Raw genomic sequence first — 26,225 nt, 5'->3', positions numbered from 1 at the left:
GAGAACCCGTGACCTACCCGCAGCCTCCCGCCGGCCCCAACAACCCCAGCCCGGCTGCCCCGCCGCAGCAGCCGTGGCCGGGCGGCGACGGGCAGCCCTACCTGCCGCAGCCGGGCGCGTTCACCGCTGTCCCCGCCCCGCCGGCCACACCGAACCGTAAGCCGCTCATCATCGCCGCCGCCGCAGCCGTCGGTGTCCTCGCCGTCGGCACCCTCGGCTACGTCGTGTGGGACGGCTACATCAGGGAAGACACGGGGGTGGCCGCCTGCAAGGCGATGCGGGACGGCAAGAGCCCCGACGGCACCAAGGACGAGAGCGACGACGACAAGCTGACCGAGGCGCAGTACCGGGAAGCGCGGAAGGTGTTCGAGGACTCGCGGCACGACAAGATCCGCGAGCACGCACCGCCCTCATGGACGTCGTGTGGCAGGTGAGTCAGCTTCCCAAGGGACAGGAGATGGGCGCCCTGGCGTTCATGGGGCCGATGGGCACCCACATGGCGGGGTTGCAGACGGCCTGCGCGGATCAGGGTGTGATCGTCAACCTCAACAAGGATTGACGGAGCCGGTCGAGACACGAAAATCTGCGTCAGCCACCGCAGCGAGAGGCACCCCACCCCGAGACGCAGGATGGGGTGCCTCTCGACGCGTGGCTACTCGCCAGTGCGGCCTTGAACCACCCCGACAACGTCATCGCCGTCATTGTTCAAGCGGGACAGTAGATCCGAGGCTGCCTGCCGGGTCTTCCGGTCCGCCGCGTCAAGCAACCGCACGAAGGTTCCGTACCCCGCCCGGATCGCACTCTGCGTCCGCTCATACATTCCCGAATTACCTGCCGCAACCTCCGTGTGGAACGGCTCGATGGTCAGGTCGGCCAGCAACAACAGCGACTCGCGCACGACCGCAGGTCGATCGGACCGACACAGGCCCACCAGAAACGGCACCACGAACTCGGCGCTCTGCACGATGCAGCCGGAATGCTCGTGGATAACCAACTGGTGCAACCTGTCAGCCCACCTGCTCGGGTCGCCGTCGACCTCCTCGGCCAGGCGCCGCACCTGTATCGGCACCTCCAGCGAGTTGTCGCACGTACTGGAGCGGAGGTGCGCCCAGTCGACGAGGTCGAGGGCGACCAATGCGCCCGACGACGCGCTCACCAGACAGACCGACGACTGGCCCGACACCTGGCCGCACGGCTGGCCGTCGTGGCGGGCGAGCAATCTTGGCAGCGACCCCGACCGGAGGGCCCCGGCACCGCTAGGTGGCCTCGGCCGAAGACGAGTGCGGAGCCGGTGCGTGCCGTGGGGCAGCTCGGCCAGGGTCACGGCGGATCCAGGTAGGCACGACGTACCCGCAGCAGCCATGCCTCGACGGCCGCCCGATCCGGCTCGTCGGGCAGCGCGGACCGGACGGAATCGAACCGGGCCTGCGCGTCGGCGAGCGCCGGGCGCGCCACCTCCGGGTCCTCGGCGACCGCGTTGCCGAAGTCGAGGTACCGCTGCGGGTCGGCGAGCCGGATCGGAAGCTCGCCGGTGGAGTAGAGGGCGAAGCCCTGATCGAGCAGGCGCAGCAGGTGACGGCCGTGCTTGGCCTGCCGCTTGCGCATCTTCGACTGGAACTGGCCGGTGCTGAGCAGCCGCTTGAACTGCGACGTCGCATACCCGAAGTAGGCGTCGCGGACGCGCGGCGCGGACAGGAAGGCCCGGCGGAGGCCGATCATCTCGTCGCCGAGCGGGGTACGCACCTCGTAGAGGTCGTCCGGCAGCCACAGGATCTCGGTGGCGGTGGGGTTGCCGCCGAGGATGAGCGTGGCCGCCTTCGCCGCCTCGTGGTAGGTGGCGTCCGGGTCGTGGCGGACGACGGTGGCCTCCCGGCCGGTGGGCGGGTTGAGGCCGTGGAACGCGACCGTGGGCGCGGCGTAGACGCCGAGGTGGTCGCGGTCGGAGCCGGGGCCGGCGAGCCCGTACGCGGTGGAGCCGACGATCCCGCACAGCAGCAGGTTGGGTACGCCCATCAGAAGTCGCCCTCCGCGACCTGGAGGCAGGTGAGCCCCAGCTTGTGCCGCCACATCCTGACGACCTGGTCGCGGTCGTCGACGACGAACGCCACCGTGTACCGGCCCTCGACGTGGGCGCGGTACAGCTCGGCCTTGACGACGAAGTCCTTGCGGTTGTCGTTGCGGGCGCGCATGTGCAGCTCGTCGTAGGGGATCTGCTGGGCGTCGAGCCACATCTCGGTCTGCCAGCGGCACACCTCGTCGCGGCCCGACAGTAGGACGATGCGGTGCAGGCCGGCAACGGCGATGGTCCGTACGAGTTCGATGACGGCCGGGTTCGGGTCGTCCTCCCCGACCCGGGCCCAGTGGAAGGGGCTGCGGGTGCCCGTGCGCAGGGCGAGGGTGCCGTCGATGTCGACGAGAACGGCACGGGGGAGAGCGGTGTCGGGGAAGCTCATCGCGCTGGGTGCTCCATCTGCGAGCGGATCTGCCTGAACATCTGGTCCGGCTGGTCGCTTCGGGCGAAGCCAGTAAAGTGGATCATGCCGATTGTCTGCGGGCCGGCCCAGGCGCAGACGTCCACGCGGATGGCCTTGTTCTTGCCGGTGCCGCAGCGCGCCACGCCGCCGAGCGGGCCTGGCTGGACCGGCACCACATCGGTGACGGCTGTCAGACCGGCGAACACCGCGTCGAGAATCGCCTCCGGGGCGGGAACGGTGCCCGAGACCCCGCTGAGGAGGACGAAACGGCTGTCGTCGGGGCGGTGCACCCCGAGTTCCGGTGAGCGTTCCTCCTTCCTCGCGACGTAGGCGGTGCCCACGGCGCTGGTCGCCTCACCCGTCAGGTACTTCTTGAAGGCCCCCATGTTCTGGTCAGCCAGGCCGATGAGTCGTCGGTCGACCGACTCCTGCCAGCCGTCGAACAGCGTGTCGGGTTTGTCGAGCCGCGTGGGCGCGGCGCCGGGGCTGGGCGCGGTGCCGGCGGGATCCCGAGGCGCGACGGTGTCCCCGGGACGGGAACATCCGGTCGTCCCCAGCAGGACGGCCAGGATGAGCGCGCCGGCCCTCGCGGCGTGGGATGCGCCGTCGCCTGGCCCGGTTCTCGTCATGTTCGCGCTTCCTTCTCCCGAGAGTCGGCGCACGATATCGCAGGAGCCGTGCTTCGGCGTCGACCGCCGGAACTCGTACGGCTGGTGTGGAATGGGTGAACCAGAGCGGGAGGTGACGGGGGTGGGTTACGCGGAGGTCAACGGCCTGCGGCTGTGGTACGAGGTCCACGGCGCCGGCCGCCCGCTGGTGCTGCTGCACGGCGGGTACGGCGCGGTGGAGACGTTCGCGTCGATTCTGCCCGCCCTCGCCGAGCGCCGCCGGGTCGTCGGGGTCGACCTCCAGGGCCACGGGCGCACCCCCGACGTCGACCGTCCACTGCGGTACGAGTCGATGGCCGACGACGTCGCCGCGCTGATCCGCCACCTCGACCTCGGCGAGACCGACGTGCTGGGCTACTCGCTGGGCGGCGGCGTGGCCCTGCGGCTGGCCGTCCAGCACCCGGAGGTGGTGCGCCGGCTGGTGGTGGTTTCCGCCCCGTTCCGCCGGCGAGGGTGGTACCCGGAGGTGCTGGCGGCGATGGCCGCCCACGACGAGCAGACCGGCGAGCGGATGCGGGGCACCCCGCCGCACGAGCGGTACGCCCGGATCGCGCCGGACCCGGACGCGTGGCCGGCGCTCTGGGCCAAGTCGGGCGACCTGCTGCGCCGCGACTACGACTGGTCGGCGCAGGTGGCGGCCCTCGCCGCGCCGACGCTGCTGGTCTTCGCCGACGCCGACTCGGTGCCGACGGGCCACGTGGCGGAGTTCTTCGGGCTGCTCGGGGGCGGCCACCGCGATGCGGGCTGGGACGGCACGAACCGTCCCGCGTCCCGGCTGGCGGTGCTGCCCGGCCTCACCCACTACGACATCCTCGCCTCGCCGGCGCTACCGGCGGTGGTGCTCCCGTTCCTCACCACCCAGGTCCGCGAGCCGACCTGAGCCTCCGCGAGCAGCCGGCCCGACCCCGCGAGCCGGCCTGAGCCCCCGCGAGCAGCCGGCCTGACCCCGCAGCGAGCAGCCGGGCCGACCCCGCGAGCCGACCTGAGCCGCCAGCAGCCGACCTGATCCCGCCCCGACCAGCCGGCCTGACTCGGCGATCCGACCCTGGCCCGCGTGCCACGTGGCCGCCGGATTACCGCTGGCGCGTTCGCCCGCCCTGCTGCACCATGCCGGGGGCGGGTTGCTGCTCGACCCGCCCGCCACCTCGGTCGACGCCGGCCCCCGACGCCGACCGGGTGGATTCCGCCCTGGTGTCCCGCCTCGTCGCTGGCGTCACCCGCAGCGCGGGCTGCGGAGGTGCCGCGCGGCCGACGGCGGCCTGCCCCCGAGGAGTCGCCGTGCCGCTCACCCTGACCCCCATGACCGCCGACCAGCTCGCCCGCCTGCGGGTGCCGCTCGAGCAGGCGTACGGCGAGGACCTGGCCGAGGCCAGGGGCCTGTCCCCGGAGGAGGGGCAGGCCGAGTCGCTGCGGCAGGTCGCCCGGCTGCTGCCCGACGGTGTGACCACCCCCGGTGTTTTGCTGCGGGTCGCCGAAGCCGACGGCGAGGAGGTCGGCTGGATCTGGGTGACCCTGCCCGGTCCCGAGCAGCCGACGATGGCGTGGGTCCACAACATCGAGGTGCATCCCGCCCACCGGGGACGCGGGCACGGTCGCCGGATGATGGAACTCGCCGAGGCCGAACTCGCCCGACTCGGCGTGGGTCGGCTCGGGCTGAACGTCTTCGGCCACAACACCGTGGCGCGCCGGCTGTACGAGAGCCTGGGCTTCGAGGTCAAGACGCAGCAGATGAGCAAGCCGATCGCCCCGTCGCCGCGCTGACCCGCCCCCAGGTGTGCCCCCGGGGCGAGCGGGAAACCCGCCCGGAACGCTTTCCCTGCGGGAGGAGCGAGGCGAATGAGGGACGGCACCGGCCCGACCATCGGCGTGCTCGGCTCGTACGGCGGGCGCAACCTCGGTGACGAGGCGATCCTGACCGGCCTGCTGGCCGACCTGCGCTCCCACGAGCCGCACGCCCGGATCGTCGTCTTCTCCCGCAACCCGGCACACACCGCCCAGGCCCACCCGGACGTCGAGGCGGTGCCCTGGGAGGGGGTGAGCCGGGTCGACTCGGCCCAGATCCTGGCCGAGCTGGACCTGCTGATCCTCGGTGGCGGCGGCATCCTCTACGACCGGGAGGCCCGCCGCTACCTGCGGGTGGTCCGGGTCGCCCAGGAGCGCGGCCTGCCCCTGCTCACGTACGCGGTGGGGGTGGGGCCCCTCAGCGACGCCGTGGACACGGGGATGGTGCGGGAAACCCTGGCCGGGGCGGTCGAGGTGACCGTGCGGGACCAGGAGTCCCGGATGGTGCTGGAGGAGGCCGGGCTGCTCAACCCGATCACCGTGACCGCCGACCCGGCGTTCCTGCTCACGCCCGAGGAGTTCCCCGACCGGTTCCTGCGCGAGGAGGGGGTGCCGGCCGGCCGGCGGCTCGTCGGGCTCAGCGTCCGCGAGCCGGGCCGGGCCGCCGAACGGCTCGACGTCGACGGCTACCACCGGTTGATCGCCCAGATCGCCGACTTCCTCATCCACCGCATCGACGCGTACGTGCTGTTCGTGCCGATGGAGCGCGACGACATCCGGCACTCGCACGGCGTCATGTCGCACATGACCGCCGCCGACCGGGGTCGCATCCTGCACGGCGACTACTCGCCCCGGCAGGTGCTCGGGCTGATGCGCCACTTCGACCTCGCCGTCGGCATGCGGCTGCACTTCCTGATCTTCGCCGCGATGGTCGGCACACCGTTCCTGCCGCTGCCGTACGCCGGGAAGGTCTTCGACCTCGCCCAACGGCTCGGCGTGCCGGCGCTGCGGGGCGTGGAGCGCGAGGTGGAGGGGCCGTTGCTGGCGGAGGTCGACCGGCTGTGGGACGAGCGGGCCGCCCGCGCCGGGGAGACCGCCCGCCGGGTTGCCGAGGTCTGCGACCAGGCCCGGGGAACCTCGCAGGTGACGGGCGCGGTGCTGGAGAGCCTGCGCTCCCGGACCCTGACCCGGGCCGCCGCGCCCGGTCAGACGGCCGACCTCCGCCACCGGTAGACCCACCCCTGGTCCCCGCCGGTCGACTCCAGCTCGTAGACCTCGGCCTCGGCCAGCCCGCGCTCGCCGAGATGGTGGTGGGTCAGCGGCGGCCGGCCGTTGCTGTCCAGCTCGACCGTCACCGTCCGCCCGTCGGCGGCCCCGCCCGCCAGCGGGATCTCTACCGTTGATGCCATGGGCCCATCCTGCCCCGGCGACCGACCCCCGGGCAGGAGATAGCCGTACCCGCGCCCAGCTCGGGACGACGGTCGTCTCCTCCAGCGGGGCCGACCCCACCGGAATCCGCCGTCGGGGCGGGCCTGCCGCGAACGGGTCCGGCGGCTAGGGTCCGGGGATGGCGGAGATCCCGATCGACCCCACCCTCGGGCCGGTGCTGGCCCGCACCGGCGACGAGCGTGCCGTGCTCGAATCCTTCCTCGACTTCCACCGCGCCACCGTGTCGCGCAAGCTGGCCGGCCTCTCCGACGCCGACGCGCGGCGCCGGTTGGTGCCCTCCCTCACCACCCTCGCCGGCCTGGTGAAGCACCTCACGCTGGTCGAGCGGAACTGGTTTCCCTTCCTGCTCGCCCCGGAGCCCGGCGACGCGTACATGACCAGCGAGGAAGAGGCCGAGGCGAGCTTCGCCCTCGACGACTCCGACACCGTCGAATCCCTCGTGATCGACTACGAGCGGGCCTGCGTCCGGTCCCGGGAGATCGCGGCCCGCTTCGACCTCGACCACGTGGTGCCACATCCGCAGCTCGGCGAGGTCTCGCTGCGCTGGATCCTGACGCACATGGTCGAGGAGACCGCCCGGCACGCCGGCCACGCCGACATCCTGCGGGAACTCACGGACGGCTCGACCGGCGCGATCTGACCCGCGCCCCGGTCGCGGCCGAACCGGGACGCGCCCGGCCCGACCGCCGGGGACCGGCCCGGCGGCCCGGCTATCCTCGGGTGTCGCCGGGCGGAGGGGGAGCGGGTGCTGGTCGTCCACGGGTCGTGGCTGCCCGGCGCGGGCCTCGCCGTCTGGGCGGAGGACAGCACCCTGCCGCCCCGGGCGCCCCGCCGGCCCGGCCGCGCGCCCCGCGAGCGCCCCCACCCGTTCGCCGCCGACCACGCCACGCTGGCCGCCGCCCTCGACGCCCCGGAGACCGCCGAGGCCGGGTCGGTGCTGCTGCGCCTGCCCACCCGGGCGGGCTCGCCGGCCGAGTCGCCGGAGCTGGTCCGGGCCGACGTCGCCGAACCGGTCCGTGGGCCGGTCACCCTCGCCGGCTGGCGGGCCCCGGCCCTCCGGTACGCCCCGGCGGACGCGCTCGCGCTGCTGACCGCCGCAGACGAGCGCGGCAGCGTGTCCGGTGCCACCCTGCGGCACCTGGTCGAGCTGGCCGGGTTCGCGGCCGACCTGGTCCGCCGCGGCCGGCTCCTGCCCGGCGTCGCCCCGGCCCCCGCGCCCCGGCCGACGTCCTTCCTCCCGGCCGACGCCCCGCCCGCCGCCCGCGCGGCCCGCCCGGCCCGGCAGGCCCGCCCGGCGCGGGGTGGCGCGGCGCGGGCGGTGTGGCGACCCCTGCTCACCGGCTCCGACGCGGCCTGGGCGCGGTCGCTGGCCCTGGCGTTGCCGCCGGCCGCCCGCGCCGCCGCCGACCTGCCGCCCGGCGAGCTGGTCGCCGCCGCCCTCGACGCGCTCACCGACGCCGCCGCCCGCGCCGCCCTGCCCCCCGGCGCGCTGACCCGGGCCGGGCGGCACACCGGCGCGGTGCCGGCCTGGCTGGCCGCGCTGACCGGGCCGGACGGCGGGTTCGCCGCCGACCCGGCCGCCCTCGACGCGCTGGCCGCCGAGCTGGACGCCTGGCAGCGCGACGCGGCCGGCGGCGCGGTCCGGGCCAGCTTCCGCCTCGTGGAGCCGGCCGTCGACCCGCTCGCCGACGCCCTGACCGCCGAGCTGGGCGTCGCCCCGGCCGCCCCCGATGCCCTGGCCGCCGAGCTGGGCATCGCGCCGGTAGCCTCCGATGCCCCGGCCGCCGAGCGGGGCGTCGTCCCGGCCGCCTCCGACGGGCAGGAGGCCGCCCCGGGCGACGCCGCCCGCTGGCGGGTCGAGTTCGGGCTCCAGGCCGCCGACGAGCCGAGCCTGCTGGTCGACGCCGGGCAGGTCTGGCGGTCCCCGACGAGCGAGACGGGGCTCGGCGGCCGGCTGGACGCCCCGCAGGAGACCCTCCTCGCCGAGCTGGGCCGGGCCAGCCGACTCTGGCCGGAGCTGGACGCCGCCCTACGCACGGCCGCCCCCGAGGCGCTGGAGCTGGACGTCGAGGGCGCGCACCGCTTCCTGCGGGAGGGTGCGCCGGTGCTGCACGCCGCCGGCTTCGGGGTGCTGCTGCCGGGTTGGTGGCGACGGCCGTCGGCGCGGTTGGGGGCGAGGTTGCAGGCGCGCAGCCGTACCGCCCCGGGGACGGTGGCCGCCGCGAGCGCCCTGGGCCTGGACGCCCTGGTCGACTACCGGTGGGAGGTGGCGCTCGGCGACGAGCCGCTGACCGCCGAGGAACTGGCGGCGCTGGCGGAGCTGAAGACCCCGCTGGTCCGGCTGCGCGGGCGCTGGGTGGAGCTGGACCCGGGGCGGCTCGCCGCCGGGCTGCGGCTGCTGCGCTCGGCCGGCGAGCTGACCGTCGCCGACCTGCTCCGGCTCGGGCTCGCCGAGGCGGACTCCGACGACGCGCTGCCCGTGCTGGAGGTGACGGCCGACGGGGCGCTCGGCGACCTGCTCGCCGGGCAGGCCGAGCGTCGCCTCACCCCGCTGGACCCGCCGCCCGCCTTCGCCGGGACGCTGCGGCCGTACCAGCGGCGCGGGCTGGCCTGGCTGGCCTTCCTCCAGTCGCTCGGCCTGGGCGGGGTGCTCGCCGACGACATGGGGCTGGGCAAGACGGTGCAGTTGCTCGCCCTGCTCGCCGGGGACCCGCCGGAGGCCGGGCCGACCCTGCTGGTCTGCCCGATGTCGCTGGTCGGCAACTGGCAGCGGGAGGCGGCCCGGTTCACCCCGAAGCTGCGCGTACACGTGCACCACGGGGCCGAGCGGGCGCGCGGCGACGACTTCGCGGCGGCCGTGCACGCGGCGGACCTGGTCCTCACCACCTACTCGGTGGCCGCCCGCGACGCCGTCGACCTCGCGGGGATCGACTGGCACCGGGTGGTGGTGGACGAGGCGCAGGCGATCAAGAACGCCTCGACCCGGCAGGCGGAGGCCGTGCGGTCGCTGCCCGCCCGGCACCGGATCGCGGTCACCGGCACGCCGGTGGAGAACCGGCTCGCCGACCTGTGGTCCATCATGCAGTTCGCCAACCCCGGGCTGCTCGGCCCGGCCGCCAGCTTCAAGAAGGCGTACGCCGAGCCGATCGAGCGGCACGGCGACGCCGAGGCCGCCGAGCGGCTGCGCCGGATGACCGGCCCGTTCGTGCTGCGCCGCCTCAAGACCGACTCGTCGATCATCTCCGACCTGCCCGAGAAGCTGGAGATGGAGGTGCTCTGCAACCTCACCGCCGAGCAGGCGTCGCTCTACCAGGCGGTGGTGGACGACATGCTGGCCCGCATCGAGTCCAGTGAGGGCATCGAGCGCCGGGGCCTGGTGCTGTCGGCGATGACCCGGCTCAAGCAGGTCTGCAACCACCCCGCCCAGCTCCTGCGCGACGGCTCCGCGTTGCCCGGGCGCTCCGGCAAGCTCGCCCGGCTGGAGGAGATCCTCGACGAGGTGCTCGCGGCGGGGGAGCGGGCGCTGCTGTTCACCCAGTACGCCGAGTTCGGCGGGATGCTGCGCGGCCACCTCTCCGCCCGGTTCGGCCGCGAGGTGCTCTTCCTGCACGGCGGGGTCGGCAAGGCCGACCGGGACGCGATGGTGAGCCGGTTCCAGTCGGCCGGGGGGCCACCGCTGTTCGTGCTCTCCCTCAAGGCCGGTGGCACGGGGCTCACCCTCACCGCCGCCAACCACGTCGTCCACGTCGACCGGTGGTGGAACCCGGCGGTCGAGGACCAGGCCACCGACCGGGCGTTCCGGATCGGCCAGCGCCGCCGGGTGCAGGTCCGCAAGTTCGTCTGCGCGGGCACGGTCGAGGAGAAGGTGGCCGCGATGATCGCCGAGAAGCGGAGTCTCGCCGCGTCCGTGGTGGGCACCGGCGAGCAGTGGGTCACCGAGCTGTCCACCGCGCGGCTGCGGGAGCTGTTCACCCTGGAGGCCGGGGCGGTGGTCGAGTGAGCGCCGACCCGGGGGCGACCGGCCGGTTCGCCGACTACGGGCCACCCCGCCGAGTGGAGGGCGGGTTGCGGGCGCGCAGCACCCGGGGCGCGATCGGCCACTCCTGGTGGTCCCGCCGGTTCCTGGAGGTGCTGGAGTCGTTCGCGCTGGGCACCCGGCTGACCCGGGGCCGGTCGTACGCGCGGGCCGGGCAGGTGCTCGACCTCGACATCGCGCCCGGCGTGGTCACCGCGCGCGTGCAGGGCTCGCGGGCTCAGCCGTACCGGGTGACGATCTCGCTGGCGCCGTTCCCGGCGGCGCTGTGGGACCGGGTCGAGGCGGAGCTGGCCGCGCAGGCGTTCTTCAGCGCCCGGCTGCTCGCCGGTGACCTGCCCGCCGAGCTGGAGGAGCTGTTCGCCGCGGCGGGCGCGCCCCTCTTCCCGGCCGGGGTCGGCGAGCTGACCCAGCGGTGCAGCTGCCCGGACCACGCCGTGCCGTGCAAGCACCTCGCCGCGACGTTCTACCTGCTCGCGGAGGCGTTCGACGCGGACCCGTTCGCGCTGCTGCACTGGCGGGGCCGCCGCCGCGCCGACCTGCTGGACCGGCTGCGGGCCCTGCGCGCCCGTACCAATGCCGGCGGAGACGAAGCCGGAAGCGCCGCGCCCGCGCCCACGAGGGACGCCGCGCCGGGTTCCGCCCGGGACGGCGGCACCGGCCGGGTGCTGCCGGCCGTGGGCGCCGCGCGGGCGCTCGCCGCGTTGCCGGCGGGGCCGCTCGCCGACGCCGTCGACCGGTTCTGGGCGGTGCCGGTGCCCCTGCCGGACCGGCCGCCGAGCCTGGCGACCGGGCCGGACCTCCTCCTGCGCCAGCTCGGTGCCCCGGGCGCCGCGCTCGGCGGGCCCGGCCTGGTGGAACGACTGGGTCCGGCGTACCGGGAGTTCGGCCGGTACCGCCCGGAGGCGGACCGTCGACCGCCGCAGCCGTGACGGTCGGACCGCAGGCCGCCCGCAGCCGTGACGGTCGGATCCCCGGAAGCCCGGAGGCCGTGACGGTCGGACCGGAGGCAGGCCCTCGGGAGTCCTGACGGGTCAGATCCAGCGCCGACGCAGGCGCCACATGAGCGCGGCGTTGGCCAGCAGCACCATCGCGAAGATCGCCCCGGCCAGCCGGCCCGCCAGGACGGTCGCCGCCGGCAGCGAGGCCCACAGCACGATGGTCAACAGCATCAGGTACCGGCCGCGGCGGGCCCGGGCCCGGTGGTCCAGACGGGCGAAGAACTCCGGGTCGCTCTCCCGGAGCCGACGGGTGATCTGTTCGAACCTGCGCTGATCCTCTTTGCTGAGCATGGCGGTGCCTTCCCCTCACGCGTTCAGCGGTTCGGCGGCATACCCGCTGCGGCGGCGGCTCACGCGCTCCTCCTGCCGCCACTTTCGCCCCCGCCCGACGGCCCGCCCGCCCGGGGCGCCTTCCCCGGCGTCGGCCCAGGCGCGGCAACACCCGTGGCCCCGAACCTCCCAGGCCGCCGAAGGGCGCACGAAGCGCCGGTACGGGGGCGAAACCTCGCCCCCGTACCCGATCGGCGCGTGTCCGGCCCCGCTCCGGACACCGCCCCCGGCAACGGCCGAACCGGACGGTCCCGGCCGGGGCGGCGCGCGCCCTGCCACCCGCGCCCGGAGACCTCGGCCGGCCGAGGCGCGCCCGTTCGTCGGCCCTGGATCCCGTCCACAATGGATGACGAAGCCGGCCCGGAGTCGGGGGCGGCGGCACGCGCCGATAGCGGTGACGACGCCGGGGGCGACCCGGCATCGAATGGAGTCAGCTTGCGGGGCGGCGGGTGCCGGCGGGGCGGGAACCCGTCGGGCGGGGGCGTCCCGGGCGGGAGCCGGGCGGACGGGTGGGCGGCCAGCGTCGCCCCCGGCGGTGGTACGGCGGCGGTTCGGCGCCGCCGGGCTGGCGCGCCGTGTCATCCCCGGACATCAGACCCCCGCTCGTGGCGCGCTCGCGCCCTCCACCGGGTCAACGATTCCCCGGGGCGCCGGGACGCTGCCCCCGACGCGTCCGGTCCCCGACAGCACGGCTCACCGGCCGCGCCGGGGCAGCGGCAGGTGGCCGGGGAACAGGTCGGCGAGGACCGGCACGCCGGCCGCCCGCAGCGCCTCGACCAGCGCGTTCTGCAAGAGGTAGGAATCCGGGAGCTGCCAACGCGCCTGCTCCGGGGCGACCGCCCAGCGCACCGTGCCCTCGGGCAGCCGGGTGGGCGGCGCCGGAATCCACGAGCCGACGCCGTGCCGGACGACGTGGAAGCAGTGCTCCAGTTCGGGGCGGAGCGGGTCGCCGGGGCGGACCAGGTACATCCACCGCCCGGTGGGGGTCACCAGCACCGGCCCGCGCACCCCGCGCCCGGCCGGGTGGGTGCCGATCGCGTCGAGGACGTCGCGCCCGAGGTGGGCCGACACCTCCAGGACGTCGAAGGCCCGCCCGGTGGCCAGCAGCACACCGTGCGGGCGGCTGCGCCACCAGGTCGCCACCCGCGCCGGGTCGGCGGTCGCCGCCCGCTCCCACTCCTCCAGGGCCGGGTGGCAGCCGACGGTGGGGCAGCCGACCCGGCCGCACACGAAGCGGCTGCGTGCCAGGCACGCCCCGGGGGTCACCTCCCAGCCGTGTGCGGCGTAGCGGACGGCGACCCGGCGCAGCCGGACCCGTTCCAGCGGCGACAGCCGTGCGACCCGTGGTCCGACGTTCCCCCACATTCCTACGAACTCCTCCCGCCCGGCGCCGCCAGGTGCCGGGTCACGTCGAGCGCCGTCACTGCCGTAATGCGCGGTCGTTGTCCTGGCGAACGGCTGGTGCAACTTGCACGGAAGCTACGAGGATCGTCCGGACGGCTGACGTACTGGCTGTGCGACCAGTGGAGACCTGAGGACGAACGGACGACGGCCCCATCCGGAGGGGGCGTCGCCGGGGGCCAGCCGGATGACGGCGGGAGAGGGACACGGAGATGGACGAGTTACCCATTGGCCGGCGGGTGGCCTACTGGCGCGGGCGGCGCAAGATGTCCCAACAGGTCTTCGCGGACCGGCTCGGCAAGTCGAAGAGCTGGGTGGACAAGGTCGAGCGCGGGGTGCGCCGGCTGGACAAGTTCTCCGTCCTCTACGAGATCGCCGACATCCTCGAGATCGACGTGCAGCTCCTGCTGGGCAAGGATCCGGAGCGCCGCACCGACGCGCTCAACTGCATCGACCAGGTCGAGGTCGAGGAGATCCGCGCCGCCCTGGAGCAGTACGACTCGATGAGCGCCTACTTCGCCGCGGTCCCGTTCCCGCCGCCGCTGGCGGACATGCGCAAGGCGGTCAACCACGCCTGGCTCACCTACCAGTACGGCCGCTACGCGATGCTCACCCGGGCGCTGCCGAAGCTGCTGCGCGACGCCCAGGCCGCCGACGCCGGCCACGGCGGCGACCACGCCCTGGAGGCGGCCAGGCTCCTCGGCCAGGTGTACCAGATCGCCTCCTCGGTGCTGCGCAAGCTCGGCGAGTGCGAGCTGGCCTGGCTGGCCGCCGACCGGGCGATGACGGTCGCCCTGCGCGCCGACGACCGCCTCCTGGCCGGCATCGCCACCACCCGGGTCTGCAACGCGTTGGCCTCGATGGGTCGGCTCCGCCCCGCCCTGGAGCTCAACGTCACCATCGCCAACCAGCTCGCCCCCGGCGGCGCCAACGACGCCACCCCGGAGCGCCTCTCCGTGTACGGGATGCTGCTGCTCCAGGGCGCGATGGCCGCCGCCCGGCTCGGCCACCCCGACACCGTGGCGGACCTCATCGGCGGCGCCGAGGAGGCGGCCGGGGTGGTCGGCGACGGCCAGAACCACTACTGGACCTCGTTCGGCCCGACGAACGTCGAGCTGCACCGGGCCGCCGCCGCCGTGGAGCTGGGCGACGGCGGGCGGGCGGTGGAGATCGACCAGCAGCGCATCGTCCCGGTCTCCTTCAACGCCCTGATGCCCGAGCGCCGGGCCCATCACCTGCTCGACCTGGCCCGGGGCATGGCCCAGATCGGCGACGTGGCCGGGGCGGGGGAGATGCTGCTGCGGGGCGACCGGCTCGCGCCCTCGGAGATCCGCTGCCGCCCGATCGCCCACGCGGTGATGTCGGACGTCCTGCGTCGCACACGGGGTGCGCCGTCGCCGCTGATTGCCGAGTTGGCTGAGCACATGGGAGTGGGAGTATGAGCGCGACGGGGGCCGGGACGCCCGGTCCGCAGCGCAGCAGCGAGCGCCGCGAGGTGCTCTACGTCATCGCCTGCGGGTCGCCGCTGGCCGGCCACATCGGTCGACTGGTCGAGCTGGCCCAGCGGGACGGCTGGGACGTGTGCGTGGTCACCACACCGGACGGCGCGAAGTTCGTCGACCGGCCGGCGCTGGCCCGGCAGACCGGCCACCCGGTGCGCAGCCGCTACAAGGGCCCGGGCGACCCCGACGTGCTGCCGTCCGCCGACGCGATGATCGTCTGCCCGGCCACGGTCAACACGGTCAACAAGTGGGCGGCCGGGATCACCGACACCCTCGCCCTCGGCCTGCTGGTCGAGGCGCAGGGCAAGGGGGTGCCGGTCCTGGCGGTGCCGTTCACCAACGTGGCGATGGCCGGGCACCCGGCCTTCCGCGCCAGCCTGGCCCGGCTCGCCGAGTGGGGGGTGGAGGTGCTCTTCGGCGACCACGTCGTCCCGCTGCACCCGCCCGGCTCCGGCGAGCGCCACCTGCACGCCTTCCCCTGGGCCGCCGTCCTGCCGGCGCTCCGCGACCGGCGCCGCCCGGTCACCCCCGCCGCCTGAGAAGAGGAGCAGGGCCCCCGGTGACGGACTCCGTTGCGCCGGGGGCCCGTGCCCACGGCCGAGGCCGTGCGGCGCGGTCAGCGCCGGTAAGCTGGCCCGCCGTGAGCACAACCGCGACAGCACCGCCGACGGTGGCCGACGTGGTGGCGGCGCTGGAGCGGCGCTACCCGCCGGCCTGGGCCGAGGAGTGGGACCGGGTCGGACTGGTCCTCGGCGAGCCCGCCGCCGAGGTGCGCCGGGTGGCCTGCGTGGTCGACGTGGTCCCCGAGACCGTCGCCGAGGCCCTCGCCGCCGGGGCGGACATGATCGTCGCCCACCATCCGCTGCTGCTGCGCGGGGTCTCCTCGGTCGCCCCGACCACGTACAAGGGGCGGATCGTGCACCAGTTGATCAAGGCCGACGTGGCGCTGTACGTGGCGCACACCAACGCCGACGTGGCCGACCCCGGCGTCTCCGACGCCCTCGCGGCCCGCTTCGGGCTGACCGGGCTGCGCCCGCTGCGCGCCCCCGCCCCGGGCTCCCCGGCCGCCGGGGCGGGCCGGGGCATCGGCCGCATCGGCGAGCTGCCCCGCCCGATGACCCTGGCCGAGCTGACCCGGCACGCCGCCGCCGTGCTCCCCGCGACCGCGTGGGGGGTTCGCGCCGCCGGCGACCCGGGGCGTATGGTGCGTACCCTCGCCGTCAGCGGCGGCTCGGGGGACGCCTTCCTCGGCGCGGCGAGCGCGGCCGGCGTCGACGCCTACCTCACCGCCGACCTGCGCCACCACCCCGCCGGGGAGCACCTCGCCGCCGGCGGCCCCGCCCTGCTCGACGCCGCCCACTGGGCGACCGAGCGCCCCTGGCTGGACGACCTGGCCGCCGCGCTCCGCGCCGAGCTGGGCGTCGAGACCACGGTGTCTGACCTGGACACCGACCCCTGGACCCTGCACGCCCCCGCCGCCACCGCCCCGGTGACCGCACCCGCCGCCGACCCCGATCCCGCCCCCGCCGCGGACGACAAGGAGCCCCGACGTGAAGGCTGACCCGAAGGTCCAGCGCCGCCTGCTCGACCTCCAGGCGATCGACACCGCCCTCGCCCAGCTCGCCCACCGCCGCCGCTCCCTGCCCGAGCGGGCCGAGCTGGAGGCCCTCGCGCGGGAGCTGTCCGCCCTGGAGGACGAGCGGGTCCGCGCGCAGGTGGCCGTCGACGACCTGGACCGGGACATCGCCCGGCTGGAGAAGGACGTCGACCAGGTCCGGGCCCGCAAGAGCAAGGACGAGGCCCGGCTCGCCGCCGGCACCGGCCCCGCCCGGGAGCTGGAGGCGCTCCAGCACGAGCTGGTCTCGCTCAACCGCCGGCAGAGCGACCTGGAGGACGCCGAGCTGGAGCTGATGGAGCAGCGCGAGACCGCGCAGGGCGTCCTCGACGGCGTCGAACGGCGCGCGGCGGAGGCGCGCGAGCGCCGCGAGGCCACCGAGCGCCGCCGCGACGAGGCCCTCGCCGAGATCGCCAAGGAGGAGGAGTTCAAGCGGAACGCCCGCCAGCCGCTCGCCGCCGACCTCCCCTCCGACCTGGTCACCCTCTACGACCGCATCCGCGAGGACACCGGGCTCGGCGCGGCCCCGCTCACCGGCGTCCGCTGCGGCGGCTGCCGCCTGGAGCTCTCCGGCGCCGACCTGGCCCGCATCCGCAAGGCTGCCCCGGACGACGTGGTCCGCTGCGAGGAGTGCAGCCGGATCATGGTCCGCACCAACGGGCCGGGGCTGTAGCCCCGATGGCGGTGCGCGCGGTCGTCATTGAGGCCGACGGCGGGTCCCGGGGCAACCCCGGCCCGGCCGGCTACGGCGCGGTGGTCCGGGACCCGGCCAGCGGCGAGGTCCTCGCCGAGCGCTCCGAGGCGATCGGAACGGCCACCAACAACGTCGCCGAGTACCGGGGGCTGATCGCCGGGCTGGAGGCCGCCGCCGAACTGGGCGCGGCCGAGGTCGACGCCCGGATGGACTCCAAGCTCGTGGTCGAGCAGATGTGCGGCCGGTGGCAGATCAAGCACCCCGGCCTGCGCCCGCTCGCCGCGCAGGCCGCCGCCCTGGTCGGCCGCTTCGCCAAGGTCCGCTTCCAGTGGATCCCCCGGGAGCGCAACCGGCACGCCGACGCCCTCGCCAACGCCGCGATGGACGCCGCCGCCGGCAGGCCGACGGGGGCCGCCGCCCCGGGCCGCGCTGCCGCCGCCGGTCCTGCGCGCGCTGCCGCTCCCGCCGAGCCGGCGCGCGAGGTGGCCGCCCCGGACTCGCCCGCGCGGGCCGCCGCGCGGGAGGCCGCCGCCCGCGCCGCCACCCGGGGGGCCGGCTCCGACCCGGCCACCGTCCCCGCGTCCTGGGAGCCGCGCCCGAGCGACGCGGCCACCCGGCTGATCCTGGTCCGGCACGGGGAGACCGAGTTCACCGCGCAGGGCCGCTACTCCGGCCGGGGCGACGTGCCGCTCTCCGCGCGGGGCCGCGCCCAGGCGAAGGCCACGGCCGCCCGGGTGGCCGCCCTCGCCCCGACCGTCGCGGCCGTGGTCACCTCGCCCCTGTCCCGGTGTACGGCCACCGCCGAGGCGATCGCCGACGCGCTCGGCGGCGTCCCGCTGCGCCGCCTGGACAACCTGGTCGAGTGCGACTTCGGGGCCTGGGAGGGGCGGACCTTCGCCGAGGTGCGCTCCGGCTGGCCGGGGGAGATGGACGCCTGGCTCGCCTCGACCCGGGTGGCCCCGCCGGACGGGGAGTCGTTCACCGAGGTCGCCGCCCGGGTGGAGCGGGCGACCGGGGCGCTGCTGAAGGCGTACCCCGGGGAGACCGTCGTGGTCGTCTCGCACGTCTCCCCGATCAAGCTGGTGCTGCGCGACGCTCTGGTGGCCGGCGACGCCTTCCTGCACCGCCTCCACCTGGCCCCGGCCGGCATCTCCGTGGTGGACCGCTGGGCCGACGGCGGCGTGACCGTCCGCTCGATCAACGACACGGCCCACCTCCCGCTCCCCACCCCCTGACGCCCGCCCCCTGCGGGGGCAGCCTCCGGGGTGGGGTGGGAGGAGTCGCCGGCCGTCAGCGGCGGGGGCGGTTCTCCAGCGCGCGGTTGAGCCGGGTGAGCATCTCGGCGAGGGTGTCACGGTCGCCGGGGCTCCAGTCGGCGAGGATGTCGCCGTAGAGCCGGGTGCGGGCCGCCCGCACGGCGGCCATCCGGTGCAGCCCGGCCGGGGTGGGGGAGATGACCGTGCCCCGGCCGTCGGTCGGGTCGGGGGCCCGGTCGATCAGGCCGTCGCGCTGCATGGCCGAGACCTGCCGGGTGACGGTGGAGCCGTCGAGGTCGAGCCGGGCGGCCAGCGCCGAGACGTTCTGCGGCCCGGCTGCGGCGAGGTGCCGCAGGATCACGTACGCCGCGCGGTCCAGCACCCGGTGCTCGGCGGTGCCGGTGGCCCGGCGGGTCGCCTCGCCGAGGCGCATCAGCATCGCCACCTCGGTCTCGATCCGCGCAAGGGCGGTCTCGTCCGGCTCGCTTCCCGTGGGGTGGTCGTCGCTCATGTTTGTATGATACAACCGAATTAACTGTACGATACAGCTATTTCGGGAGGCGGAGTGGAGCGGCGTATCGAGCCCCACCGCAGTGCCATCTACGCCACCACGCTGGTGGCCTTCCTCGCCATCGCCGGCATCGCCGTGGTCGACCCGATCCTGCCCGCCATCGGCGAGGCCATCGGGGTCACCGCCTGGCAGGTCGAGCTGCTGTTCACCGCGTACATCGCGGTCATGGCCGTCGGGATGATCCCCGCGACGCTGGCCAGCGGCAGGTTCGGCTTCAAGCCCGTGCTGATCACCGGCGTCTCGATCGTCGGCGTGGCCGCCGTCGCCGCCTCGCTCAGCAACGACATCGTCGCGCTCTCCGTGCTGCGCGGCGTCTGGGGGCTGGGCAACGCGATGTTCTTCGCCACCGCCATGGTGGTGCTGGTCAACCTCGCCAACGACCGCGAGTGGGTGGTCGGCCTCTTCGAGACCGCGCTCGGCCTCGGCTTCGCCGTCGGCCCGCTGATCGGCGGCCTGCTCGGCCAGGTGAGCTGGCGGCTGCCCTTCTTCGCCTGCGGCGTGTTCATGGTGCTCGCCCTGGCCGTCGCCGCCCGCAAGCTCCGCGAGCCGGCCCAACGCCAGGCACCCGTACGCGTCGGTCAGATCTTCGCCACCTACCGCAGGCCCGCGTTCGTCACCCTCTGCGTGGTCACCGCCGCGTACAACTTCGTCTTCTTCGTGGTCCTCGGCTACACGCCGCTCTTCCTCGGCCTCGACGTCGTACCGCTGGGCCTGGCCTTCACCGGCTGGGGCCTCGGCCTGGCCGCCGGCATCCTGGTGGTCGGCCACCGGCTCGCCCACCGCATCGGCGCGGTGCAGACCGTCGGCGTGGCCATCGCCGGCCTGCTGGTCTGCATGGCGCTGTTCGCCACCTCGACCGGCACCACCATGTCGCTGGTCGTGCTCGTGGCCTCCGGCCTGTTCATGGGCCTGGCCAACGCCAACCTCACCGACCTGGCGCTCGGCCTCGGCTCCCGCGACCGCCGGGTGGCCACCGGCGCGTTCAACCTGGTCCGCTGGGGCGCCGCCGCGCCCGCCCCGATCATCTCCGGCAAGCTCGCCGAGCACGGCCTCGCCCTGCCGTTCTGGGTCGGCTTCGGCGTCCTCGCCGTCGGCGTGCTGGTCTACCTCGCCTTCGCCCACGTGATGGCCGCCGGCTACGGCGAGCGGGTGCTCTGGTCCCGGTGGAACCGCGCCGCCGCCGACGCCGAGCGCGCCCCGGAGGAGCCGGTCGGCGAGGCGTACTGAGCCGTCCTCCCGGCCCGGCCCCGCCGGGGCTCAGCGCCGCCCGCTTGGCCCGGTGCCGCCGTCGCTTCTGTGCGGTCCCGCTCGGCCCGGTGCCGCCGGCGCTCAGCGCAGCGCGCGCCAGAGCAGGTACAGCCCGATGCCGACGCCGAACACCACGATCAGCGTCTTCAGCACCACCGGCGGCAGCCGGCGGACCAGCCGCGCCCCCACGTACCCGCCGACCAGGCTCGCCGGGGCGACCACCGCGACGGCCGCCCAGTTCACCGGCCCGAACAGCGCGAACACCACCACCGTGGTCAGCCCGATCAGGGCCGAGAGCACGTTCTTGACCGCCATCACCCGGGCCAGCGTCGCGTCCAGCACCAGGGCCAGGCCCGCCACCAGCATCACCCCGAGCGCCGCGCCGAAGTAGCCGCCGTACACCGCGCCGACCGCGACCATGGCCTGCGCACTGACGGTACGGCGGCGCGGGCCCATGCCCGCCGGATGCCCGACGAGGCGGCGCAGCGGCCCCTGGAACGCGAGCACGGCGGTGGCCCCCAGCACCAGGAACGGCACCACCAGCTCGAAGGCCCGCGCCGGTGTGGCCAGCAGCAGCAGGCACCCGACGACCGAGCCGGCCACCGCGGTGGGCAGCAGCGCCCACAGCGACCGCCCGCGCGGCAGGTCCGCCCGGCTGCCCGCCACGCTCGCCACGTACCCGGGGAAGACCGCCACGGAGTTGGTGACGTTCGCCGGCACCGGCGGCAGGCCCGCCGCGATCAGGGCCGGGAAGGTGATCAGCGAACCGCCCCCGGCCACCGCGTTCACCGTGCCCGCGGCGAGACCGGCGGCGACCAGGAGCGCGACGTCGGAGACCTGCATGATCCACGAGGCTAGTACGCCCCGCGCGTGCCGTGCTCCTCGCCACCTCGCGCGCCGTCTCGCCGCGTCGGGGCGTCGCCGCCTCGCCGGCGTCGGCGTCGGGCCGTCGCCATGTCGGCGACATGGCGCTATCCGAGCGCCCCGGACCCCGCAATGTCGCCGACATGACGCCGGCTGCTCCGCCCCGAAGGCCGAGAAATGGGCGCGGCGGCGTCGTCGTTAGGATGAGGGTGCGACGGACGAGTCGACCGGGCGGTCGCGTAGGCGGGCTCCGGCCCGTCGCCGAGGAACGTCCGGACTCCACAGGGCAGGGTGGTTGTTAACGGCAACCCGGGGCGACCCGCGGGACAGTGCCACAGAAAACAGACCGCCGACCCCATACGGGGACGGTAAGGGTGAAACGGTGGGGTAAGAGCCCACCAGCATCCCGGGTGACCGGGATGGCTCGGTAAACCCCACCCGGAGCAAGGCCAAGATGGGCCGCCACCGCGAGGTGACGGCCTGCGCAGACGCTTGAGGGCTGCCCGCCCGATGTCTGCGGGTAGGCCGCTGGAGCCTGCCGGCGACGGCAGGCCTAGATGGATGGCCGCCGCTGGCGCGGGCCCCGCGAGGGGTACGCGCCGGGCACAGAATCCGGCGTACAGGTCGACTCGTCCGTCGCCCACCAGCTCAGAGCCTCGATCAAGGCGCTGAACTGGTTCCTCATGTCAGGAGCGCCATCGTAACCGGGGGTTCAGCTCGCCGGGCATCGCGCGCCGGGGGCCGGCAGCGCCAGGTCGACGAGGTAGCGGTCCACCACGGCGGTCGTGCAGTCGTTGCGCTGGTACGTGCCGTGGCCCCAGCCCTCGTACGTGACCAGGCGCCCGTGCTGGCCCAGTTGCCGGGCGACATTGGTGGCCCAGTCGTAGCCGGTGCGGGGGTCGTGCAGCGCGTTGAGCAGCAGCAGGGGAGTCCGGGTGTGCACATCCAGGTCGTGCGGTGGGTTTCGGACCGGCGACGGCCAGCCTAGGCAGGTGTGCGTTGCCAGCAGTCCGCCGCCGTACCGGACGTCTGGCGCTACGGCCGCGGCCTCCCGGACCAGGTCGGCATACTCGTCGTAGTCTCGCACCGTGGCCGGCCAGTCCGCGCAGAGTGCCCCGGCGGCGAGCGGGAGGTTCACCGCGGGTGGCGGCATGCCGGCGTCCATGTCCCGCACGGTCGCGGCCAACTGCGGCCAGCGCGGGCCGGCGAGCATGCCGATGGCCAGGGCGGTGACGTCGAAGGCGGTACGGGGCGCGTACTCGCCACGGTCCGCGCGGTCCAGCACCCCGTCCCAGACCGACCGCACGTTCCGGTCGTGAAGCACACACTCGGCCGAGCTGTCGCACCAGGCCGCGAACTCGTCGAACGCGTCCTGTAGGGCGGCCGCCTGGGTCCGCACGAAGGATCGCATGTCGAGGCTGTGGTCGAACACGCTTTCCAGCACGACCGCCCGTACTCGCTTGGGGTACTGCTCGGCGTACTGCTGACCCAGCAGCGTGCCGTACGAACTGCCGTGGAAACTCAGCAGCCGTTCTCCCAGCGCGCGCCGCAACGCATCGAGGTCGTGCACCGTGCTGAGCGTGTCGGCGTGGTCGAAGACGGGGCTGGTTGGGCGGCACCTGTCCCACAGCGCCCGGTTGTACGCCACCAGTGCGTCGAAGTCGGCCTGGCTGGTCAACGGGATCGACGGCCTGCGCAGGGTCGGGTCCGGCGTGCAGACCGGCGCGGCGGTGCGGGCCACGGTGCGCGGGTCGAAGCTGACCAGGTCGAACCGGCCGAGCAGCTCGTCGCTGAACCGGTCCGCCTTGCGGACGCGTTCCACCCCTGAATCACCCGGGCCCCCGGGCCCGAACACCAGGGTGCCCACCCGGCGGTCCGGCAGGCGCGCGGGCCGGCGCGCCACGGCGAGTTCGAACGATTCGCCGTGCGGCTGCGCCCAGTCCACCGGCAGGCGGAGCCGGGCGCACTGCACGCGCGGGTCGAGCGGAACGTCCGGCAGGTCGTCGGGGCACTCACCCCAGACGAGAGGCGGCGGCTTGGAGACGGCCTGTGCCGCCACGGGCAGGCCGGCGAGGACGGTGAGCGCAGCGACGACGACCGCCACGGTACGTCTGGGCATGGAACCTCCTCGGGTTGGACGCGGCTCAAGTCTGGGCTCGCACCTCACCCGAGCCATATCCGGAAGCACCCGGAAACGGCCCCCATCTCCTTCCTCGATTCAGTGCCCGTCGTCAGGTGATTCGTTGGCGGTGGATGTGGCAGGTGGCCTGGGCTGCTGCGATCGCGCCGCCGTCGAGACGGCCCGCCTCACGGCCCGCCTTCGGCTGGGGCCGGAGCCTCGCATGGAACCGGCCGATTGCCGCCGTCGATGGGATGACCGTCTGGAACCGGACCTCGCTTGGTTGACGCAGCAACTTCCCGGGTGGATTGTGGGATAGGCATCCGCCGCTCTGTCTGTGGGTTGAGTCGAGCTTCGAGCCTCTGCCGAACGCCGTCCCGGAAGGACACCTATGCGCAGATCAGCCACCCGAATCGCGGCAGGTTTCGCCGCCGCCCTGGTCACCTCGCTGACCGTGGCGCTACCGGCGTCGCCCGCGACCGCCGGCGAGCCGTTCAAAAGCCCCGACACGGGCCTGGTCTTCTACTCGAGCTACCCGACCGAGGTGGTCGGTCGGCAGGCCACGCCGGACGGCGTCTGCCGCCCGGTGCCGGCCGACGCGACCTGGCTGCTGGCCTGGAGCGGCGGCTTCGGCTCCGTTCCCGGCTACCGGACGCCCGACTGCAGCGGTGAGGCGTCCGAGCTCAACAACTTCCACAGCTGGCCGAAGGGCCGCTACCTGACGTACAAGGCGAGCTGACCGGCGTTCCCACTACGCTGCTACCGACCGCGGCATGACCCGGTGTCCAGACCCCGGGGGAAGCCGTGGTTCTGCCATCCGTACGGCGTGAACGTCGACACGCCGCCCGGCCGCCAAGCCGAACAGCGTGTCGACCAACGCCGTGAAGGTTCGTGGTCAGGGCACTAGATCATGCGGCGCCGCACCCGCCACACCACCACACCGAGCAGGACGGCCGCGACGGCGACGAACAGGGCCGCCTCGATGAGCTGGAACGTCCAGAACCGGTCGGCCGGGTGGTAGACCTCGAACTGCTGGATGCCCCGCGCGTGCAGGAACTGGTTGAGGTTGGTGCCGGCCCGGTCGGCGGCGGCCTCCAGGTCGTAGTACTCGGCTGAGCTCAGCCGGCGCCCGGTGGTGTCTGCGTAGCCGTGTTCGATCATCCAGTCAGCGATGCTGGGCGCGGGCGGGTGCCCCGCCTGGTCCTTCGGGCCGCCGACGGGGACCGGCTCCATGGTGGTGAGCGGCGTGGCGTACGCGGGACGGGCCAACAGCGCCACCGACATCCGGGCGGCGAGGAACGCCCCGAACGCGACGCCGAACGCGGGCAGGCTGCGCCGCAGGATCGCCCCGGCGGCGGTGGCGACGCCGAACGCGAACAGCGCGTACGCCGCCGGAACGAGTCCCTCCACGTCGAAGGCGTCGTACTGGAGTCGCCCTTCCCAGGCGTCGAACGGCTGACGGAACCAGGTGATGACTGCGGTGAACATCCCGGTGAGCGCGACGGTGACGCCGGCCAGTGCCGCGAGCTTGGCCGCCAGCCAGCGCATCCGAGGCACGGCCTGTGTCCAGGCGAGCTGCCAGGTGCCGTCCTCCAGTTCGCGTGCGAGCAGTGGCGCACCGAGGAACGCACCGATGACGACGGGGAGCAGATAGAAGCCCGCCAGGAGGTTCTCGACGTACCCGTACTCCTCGTCGAGCCGGCGGAAGGAGGCCGCGCATGCCTCGCTGACACCGGCCTCTCCCGCACAGCGGGCGGAGCCGCCGGGGAACAGGTCGTGGGCCTGCGTCCCGAGCACGAGCAGGGCAATGCCGAACACGCCGACGAGAAGGCCCAGGACGCAGACCTCGGTCCGGTGCTGACGCCAGATCAACCACGTCATGCCGCCACCCCCGACGTGAGGGCGGCGCCCGGCTCGGACGGCCGGCGCAGGTACGCCAGCACCAGGTCCTCCAGCGCGACCGGCTGGGCCTGCCACCCGGGCGCGGCGGGGATCCCGCCGTCGCGTACCAGCAGGGTCGTGTGCCGGTCGCTGTGGACGGCCTGCACGACGGCGCCGGACCGGTCGAGGTCGGTGGCCGTGCGCGGGCCGACGAGCAGCCGGTGCTCGGCGAGGAGGGTGTCGATGTCACCGGTGAGCGTGACCCGGCCGTGGTTGAGCACGACCAGGTGGTCGCAGACGCGCTCCAGCTCGTGCACGACGTGGGAGGAGAACAGGACCGTCACCCCGCCTTCGGCCACTGCGCCCATGAGGACCTGCAGGAACTCGTGCCGGGCCAGCGGGTCGAGGCTGGCCACGGGCTCGTCGAGGACGAGCAGGTCGGGCCGCTTCGCCAGGGCCAGAGCCAACGCGACCTGGGCCTGCTGGCCGCCGGAGAGCGTGCCGGCCCTGCGGTCGAGCGGGATGCCCAGCTTCGCCAGCCGGCGCTCGGCCAGCCCCTGGTCGAACCGCAGGTTGCAGGCCCGGCCGAAGCGGAGCATCTCGGCGACGGTGAAGCGCTTGTACAGCGGGTGGTCCTGGGCCAGGAACCCGACCCGGGACAGCGTTTGCGGGGTGCTGGCGGTGACGTCGTGGCCGAGGACCTCCACCGTGCCGGTGCTCGGTGCCAGCAACCCGACGACCATGCGCAGCAGCGTGGTCTTGCCCGCGCCGTTCGGCCCGACCAGGGCGATCACGCCGCCCGCCGGCAGGGCCAGGGTGCAGTCGCGCAGCGCCCAGCCCTTCCGGTACCGCTTGCCCACACCCTCGGTGCGCAGCGCGAACTCCGTCGCTGTCACGCCACGTCCTCATTCCTCGTCTGCTGGTGGACGGAAGCAAAAAGCGCGTTGACCGCCTGTTCGTCGAGGCCGGCCGCATAGGCGCGGCGCAGCCAGGCCGCCAGGCCGCGGCCCAGCGACGTGTACGTCGATGGCGACATCGCGGCCGACTGCTGTTCGTTGACGAACGTGCCCTGGCCGGGTCGGCCGGTGACCAGGTTCTCCTGCTCCATCTGCCGGTACGCCTTGGCGACGGTGTTCGGATTGATCGCCAGGTCCTCGACCACCTCGCGGATGAGCGGGAGGCGGTCACCGGGTTGGAGGAAGCCCAGCAGCACCGCCTGGCGGACCTGCTGGACGAGTTGCAGGTACGGCGGCACGCCGGAATGGGTGTCGAGCCGGAAGACGAACACGGTAGCCCCTTACTACTTCACTAGGACCATAGTAAAGCAGTAAGGGGCC

Annotated in this window: 26 protein-coding genes, 1 other RNA gene and 2 pseudogenes; 16 read left to right on the top strand and 13 right to left on the bottom strand. The window is 74.5% G+C overall.

Features of this window, described 5'->3' with window-relative positions; genetic code table 11:
- Together LPU43_RS28090 and LPU43_RS28085 are read left to right on the top strand one after the other, a co-directional pair.
- A pseudogene (locus LPU43_RS28090) lies at positions 1-434 on the top strand (hypothetical protein); the annotation flags it as partial.
- A complete protein-coding gene (locus LPU43_RS28085; protein WP_229403568.1) occupies positions 413-559 on the top strand; it encodes a hypothetical protein in 147 nt (48 codons plus the stop codon). The pseudogene LPU43_RS28090 and the gene LPU43_RS28085, both read left to right, overlap by 22 nt.
- Before the next feature lie 93 nt (positions 560-652).
- Here the strand turns inward: LPU43_RS28085 and LPU43_RS28080 are convergent, their stop codons facing one another.
- From LPU43_RS28080 to LPU43_RS28065, 4 genes are read right to left on the bottom strand one after another with little or no spacing between them, the layout of a single operon-like run.
- Positions 653-1,324 (bottom strand): hypothetical protein, encoded by a 672-nt coding sequence (locus tag LPU43_RS28080; RefSeq protein ID WP_229403567.1) that lies wholly within the window; start codon positions 1,322-1,324, stop codon positions 653-655.
- Complete coding sequence (locus LPU43_RS28075; protein ID WP_229403566.1) at positions 1,321-2,013, bottom strand: nucleotidyltransferase domain-containing protein; 693 nt, start codon at positions 2,011-2,013, stop codon at positions 1,321-1,323. The genes LPU43_RS28080 and LPU43_RS28075 overlap by 4 nt, the downstream gene beginning before the upstream one ends.
- Positions 2,013-2,453, bottom strand: a complete 441-nt coding sequence (locus LPU43_RS28070) for a phosphatase domain-containing protein (protein WP_229403565.1) — start codon at positions 2,451-2,453, stop codon at positions 2,013-2,015. The genes LPU43_RS28075 and LPU43_RS28070 overlap by 1 nt, the downstream gene beginning before the upstream one ends.
- Positions 2,450-3,103 carry a hypothetical protein gene (locus LPU43_RS28065; RefSeq protein WP_229403564.1) on the bottom strand — a complete coding sequence of 218 codons (654 nt, stop codon included), beginning with the start codon at positions 3,101-3,103 and terminating at the stop codon, positions 2,450-2,452. Before LPU43_RS28065 ends, LPU43_RS28070 begins: the two co-directional genes overlap by 4 nt.
- 121 nt (positions 3,104-3,224) lie before the next feature.
- On the opposite strand from LPU43_RS28065, the gene LPU43_RS28060 reads away from it, so the two are divergent.
- From LPU43_RS28060 to LPU43_RS28050, 3 genes are all read left to right on the top strand, one after another.
- Entirely contained in the window at positions 3,225-4,022 is a 798-nt protein-coding gene (locus tag LPU43_RS28060) for an alpha/beta fold hydrolase (protein ID WP_229403572.1), read from the top strand.
- Positions 4,023-4,420: 398 nt separating this feature from the next.
- Positions 4,421-4,903, top strand: a complete 483-nt coding sequence (locus tag LPU43_RS28055) for a GNAT family N-acetyltransferase (protein WP_229403563.1) — start codon at positions 4,421-4,423, stop codon at positions 4,901-4,903.
- A gap of 75 nt (positions 4,904-4,978) precedes the next feature.
- Complete coding sequence (locus LPU43_RS28050) at positions 4,979-6,157, top strand: polysaccharide pyruvyl transferase family protein (RefSeq protein ID WP_229403562.1); 1,179 nt, start codon at positions 4,979-4,981, stop codon at positions 6,155-6,157.
- On the opposite strand, the gene LPU43_RS28045 is transcribed toward LPU43_RS28050, so the two are convergent.
- Positions 6,130-6,333, bottom strand: coding sequence for a DUF8847 domain-containing protein (locus LPU43_RS28045; RefSeq protein ID WP_229403561.1), 204 nt, complete (start codon positions 6,331-6,333; stop codon positions 6,130-6,132). The genes LPU43_RS28050 and LPU43_RS28045 overlap by 28 nt on opposite strands.
- A 158-nt stretch (positions 6,334-6,491) precedes the next feature.
- On the opposite strand from LPU43_RS28045, the gene LPU43_RS28040 reads away from it, so the two are divergent.
- From LPU43_RS28040 to LPU43_RS28030, 3 genes and pseudogenes are all read left to right on the top strand, one after another.
- Complete coding sequence (locus LPU43_RS28040) at positions 6,492-7,013, top strand: DinB family protein (RefSeq protein WP_229403560.1); 522 nt, start codon at positions 6,492-6,494, stop codon at positions 7,011-7,013.
- A gap of 666 nt (positions 7,014-7,679) precedes the next feature.
- Positions 7,680-10,373: pseudogene (locus LPU43_RS28035) on the top strand (DEAD/DEAH box helicase); the annotation flags it as partial.
- Positions 10,370-11,338, top strand: coding sequence for an SWIM zinc finger family protein (locus LPU43_RS28030; protein ID WP_229403558.1), 969 nt, complete (start codon positions 10,370-10,372; stop codon positions 11,336-11,338). The pseudogene LPU43_RS28035 and the gene LPU43_RS28030, both read left to right, overlap by 4 nt.
- Before the next feature lie 102 nt (positions 11,339-11,440).
- Here the strand turns inward: LPU43_RS28030 and LPU43_RS28025 are convergent, their stop codons facing one another.
- A complete protein-coding gene (locus LPU43_RS28025) occupies positions 11,441-11,698 on the bottom strand; it encodes a DUF3040 domain-containing protein (RefSeq protein ID WP_229403557.1) in 258 nt (85 codons plus the stop codon).
- Positions 11,699-12,430: 732 nt separating this feature from the next.
- Positions 12,431-13,102 carry a bifunctional DNA primase/polymerase gene (locus LPU43_RS28020; RefSeq protein ID WP_229403556.1) on the bottom strand — a complete coding sequence of 224 codons (672 nt, stop codon included), beginning with the start codon at positions 13,100-13,102 and terminating at the stop codon, positions 12,431-12,433.
- A 248-nt stretch (positions 13,103-13,350) separates the two neighbouring features.
- On the opposite strand from LPU43_RS28020, the gene LPU43_RS28015 reads away from it, so the two are divergent.
- The 5 genes from LPU43_RS28015 (at position 13,351) to LPU43_RS27995 (ending at position 18,184) form a co-directional block, all read left to right on the top strand.
- Positions 13,351-14,580, top strand: coding sequence for a helix-turn-helix domain-containing protein (locus tag LPU43_RS28015; protein WP_229403555.1), 1,230 nt, complete (start codon positions 13,351-13,353; stop codon positions 14,578-14,580).
- Complete coding sequence (locus LPU43_RS28010) at positions 14,577-15,179, top strand: flavoprotein (RefSeq protein ID WP_229403554.1); 603 nt, start codon at positions 14,577-14,579, stop codon at positions 15,177-15,179. Before LPU43_RS28015 ends, LPU43_RS28010 begins: the two co-directional genes overlap by 4 nt.
- Positions 15,180-15,280: 101 nt before the next feature.
- On the top strand, positions 15,281-16,201 hold the full coding sequence (locus tag LPU43_RS28005) for a Nif3-like dinuclear metal center hexameric protein (protein WP_229403553.1): 921 nt from the start codon (positions 15,281-15,283) through the stop codon (positions 16,199-16,201).
- Positions 16,191-16,928 carry a zinc ribbon domain-containing protein gene (locus LPU43_RS28000; protein WP_229403552.1) on the top strand — a complete coding sequence of 246 codons (738 nt, stop codon included), beginning with the start codon at positions 16,191-16,193 and terminating at the stop codon, positions 16,926-16,928. Before LPU43_RS28005 ends, LPU43_RS28000 begins: the two co-directional genes overlap by 11 nt.
- A 5-nt stretch (positions 16,929-16,933) precedes the next feature.
- Positions 16,934-18,184: a bifunctional RNase H/acid phosphatase gene (locus LPU43_RS27995; RefSeq protein WP_229403551.1), complete on the top strand. Its 1,251-nt coding sequence runs from the start codon at positions 16,934-16,936 to the stop codon at positions 18,182-18,184.
- A 55-nt stretch (positions 18,185-18,239) separates the two neighbouring features.
- Here the strand turns inward: LPU43_RS27995 and LPU43_RS27990 are convergent, their stop codons facing one another.
- The gene (locus LPU43_RS27990; RefSeq protein ID WP_229403550.1) at positions 18,240-18,716 is read right to left on the bottom strand and encodes a MarR family winged helix-turn-helix transcriptional regulator; all 477 of its coding nucleotides are present in this window, start codon (positions 18,714-18,716) and stop codon (positions 18,240-18,242) included.
- 54 nt (positions 18,717-18,770) lie between these two features.
- On the opposite strand from LPU43_RS27990, the gene LPU43_RS27985 reads away from it, so the two are divergent.
- The gene (locus LPU43_RS27985) at positions 18,771-20,003 is read left to right on the top strand and encodes an MFS transporter (RefSeq protein ID WP_229403549.1); all 1,233 of its coding nucleotides are present in this window, start codon (positions 18,771-18,773) and stop codon (positions 20,001-20,003) included.
- 102 nt (positions 20,004-20,105) lie between these two features.
- Here the strand turns inward: LPU43_RS27985 and LPU43_RS27980 are convergent, their stop codons facing one another.
- A complete protein-coding gene (locus tag LPU43_RS27980; protein ID WP_229403548.1) occupies positions 20,106-20,867 on the bottom strand; it encodes a sulfite exporter TauE/SafE family protein in 762 nt (253 codons plus the stop codon).
- Between the two features lie 240 nt (positions 20,868-21,107).
- On the opposite strand from LPU43_RS27980, the gene rnpB reads away from it, so the two are divergent.
- Positions 21,108-21,524: RNase P RNA component class A (gene rnpB / locus LPU43_RS27975), an RNA gene on the top strand.
- Positions 21,525-21,600: 76 nt separating this feature from the next.
- On the opposite strand, the gene LPU43_RS27970 is transcribed toward rnpB, so the two are convergent.
- On the bottom strand, positions 21,601-23,007 hold the full coding sequence (locus LPU43_RS27970; protein ID WP_229403547.1) for an alpha/beta hydrolase: 1,407 nt from the start codon (positions 23,005-23,007) through the stop codon (positions 21,601-21,603).
- A 391-nt stretch (positions 23,008-23,398) separates the two neighbouring features.
- Here LPU43_RS27970 and LPU43_RS27965 point away from each other — a divergent pair, with 391 nt between their 5' ends.
- On the top strand, positions 23,399-23,746 hold the full coding sequence (locus tag LPU43_RS27965) for a hypothetical protein (protein ID WP_229403546.1): 348 nt from the start codon (positions 23,399-23,401) through the stop codon (positions 23,744-23,746).
- Between the two features lie 164 nt (positions 23,747-23,910).
- Here LPU43_RS27965 and LPU43_RS27960 read toward each other — a convergent pair whose 3' ends face one another.
- Genes LPU43_RS27960 through LPU43_RS27950 form a run of 3 tightly spaced genes read right to left on the bottom strand, consistent with a single transcriptional unit; the run spans position 23,911 to position 26,176 of the window.
- Positions 23,911-24,888, bottom strand: a complete 978-nt coding sequence (locus LPU43_RS27960) for an ABC-2 membrane transporter-related protein (protein ID WP_229403545.1) — start codon at positions 24,886-24,888, stop codon at positions 23,911-23,913.
- The gene (locus LPU43_RS27955) at positions 24,885-25,784 is read right to left on the bottom strand and encodes an ABC transporter ATP-binding protein (RefSeq protein ID WP_229403544.1); all 900 of its coding nucleotides are present in this window, start codon (positions 25,782-25,784) and stop codon (positions 24,885-24,887) included. The genes LPU43_RS27960 and LPU43_RS27955 overlap by 4 nt, the downstream gene beginning before the upstream one ends.
- The gene (locus LPU43_RS27950; protein ID WP_229403543.1) at positions 25,781-26,176 is read right to left on the bottom strand and encodes a GntR family transcriptional regulator; all 396 of its coding nucleotides are present in this window, start codon (positions 26,174-26,176) and stop codon (positions 25,781-25,783) included. Before LPU43_RS27950 ends, LPU43_RS27955 begins: the two co-directional genes overlap by 4 nt.
- Between the last annotated feature and the right edge of the window lie 49 nt (positions 26,177-26,225).

This window comes from Micromonospora okii (assembly GCF_020884795.1).
Classification (GTDB): Bacteria; Actinomycetota; Actinomycetes; order Mycobacteriales; family Micromonosporaceae; genus Micromonospora; species Micromonospora okii.
The sequence above is the reverse complement of the archived record's forward strand: the minus strand, read 5'-3'. Positions and strand labels throughout refer to the sequence as shown.

Excerpts from the sequence above, each read along its gene's own strand:
- LPU43_RS28085 (WP_229403568.1), top strand. The coding sequence starts at position 413 with ATGGACGTCGTGTGGCAGGTGAGTCAGCTTCCCAAGGGACAGGAGATG.
- LPU43_RS28075 (WP_229403566.1), bottom strand. The coding sequence starts at position 2,013 with ATGGGCGTACCCAACCTGCTGCTGTGCGGGATCGTCGGCTCCACCGCG.
- LPU43_RS28070 (WP_229403565.1), bottom strand. The coding sequence starts at position 2,453 with ATGAGCTTCCCCGACACCGCTCTCCCCCGTGCCGTTCTCGTCGACATC.
- LPU43_RS28065 (WP_229403564.1), bottom strand. The coding sequence starts at position 3,103 with ATGACGAGAACCGGGCCAGGCGACGGCGCATCCCACGCCGCGAGGGCC.
- LPU43_RS28050 (WP_229403562.1), top strand. The coding sequence starts at position 4,979 with ATGAGGGACGGCACCGGCCCGACCATCGGCGTGCTCGGCTCGTACGGC.
- LPU43_RS28045 (WP_229403561.1), bottom strand. The coding sequence starts at position 6,333 with ATGGCATCAACGGTAGAGATCCCGCTGGCGGGCGGGGCCGCCGACGGG.
- LPU43_RS28040 (WP_229403560.1), top strand. The coding sequence starts at position 6,492 with ATGGCGGAGATCCCGATCGACCCCACCCTCGGGCCGGTGCTGGCCCGC.
- LPU43_RS28025 (WP_229403557.1), bottom strand. The coding sequence starts at position 11,698 with ATGCTCAGCAAAGAGGATCAGCGCAGGTTCGAACAGATCACCCGTCGG.
- LPU43_RS28020 (WP_229403556.1), bottom strand. The coding sequence starts at position 13,102 with ATGTGGGGGAACGTCGGACCACGGGTCGCACGGCTGTCGCCGCTGGAA.
- LPU43_RS28015 (WP_229403555.1), top strand. The coding sequence starts at position 13,351 with ATGGACGAGTTACCCATTGGCCGGCGGGTGGCCTACTGGCGCGGGCGG.
- LPU43_RS28010 (WP_229403554.1), top strand. The coding sequence starts at position 14,577 with ATGAGCGCGACGGGGGCCGGGACGCCCGGTCCGCAGCGCAGCAGCGAG.
- LPU43_RS27995 (WP_229403551.1), top strand. The coding sequence starts at position 16,934 with ATGGCGGTGCGCGCGGTCGTCATTGAGGCCGACGGCGGGTCCCGGGGC.
- LPU43_RS27990 (WP_229403550.1), bottom strand. The coding sequence starts at position 18,716 with ATGAGCGACGACCACCCCACGGGAAGCGAGCCGGACGAGACCGCCCTT.
- LPU43_RS27980 (WP_229403548.1), bottom strand. The coding sequence starts at position 20,867 with ATGCAGGTCTCCGACGTCGCGCTCCTGGTCGCCGCCGGTCTCGCCGCG.
- LPU43_RS27970 (WP_229403547.1), bottom strand. The coding sequence starts at position 23,007 with ATGCCCAGACGTACCGTGGCGGTCGTCGTCGCTGCGCTCACCGTCCTC.
- LPU43_RS27965 (WP_229403546.1), top strand. The coding sequence starts at position 23,399 with ATGCGCAGATCAGCCACCCGAATCGCGGCAGGTTTCGCCGCCGCCCTG.
- LPU43_RS27960 (WP_229403545.1), bottom strand. The coding sequence starts at position 24,888 with ATGACGTGGTTGATCTGGCGTCAGCACCGGACCGAGGTCTGCGTCCTG.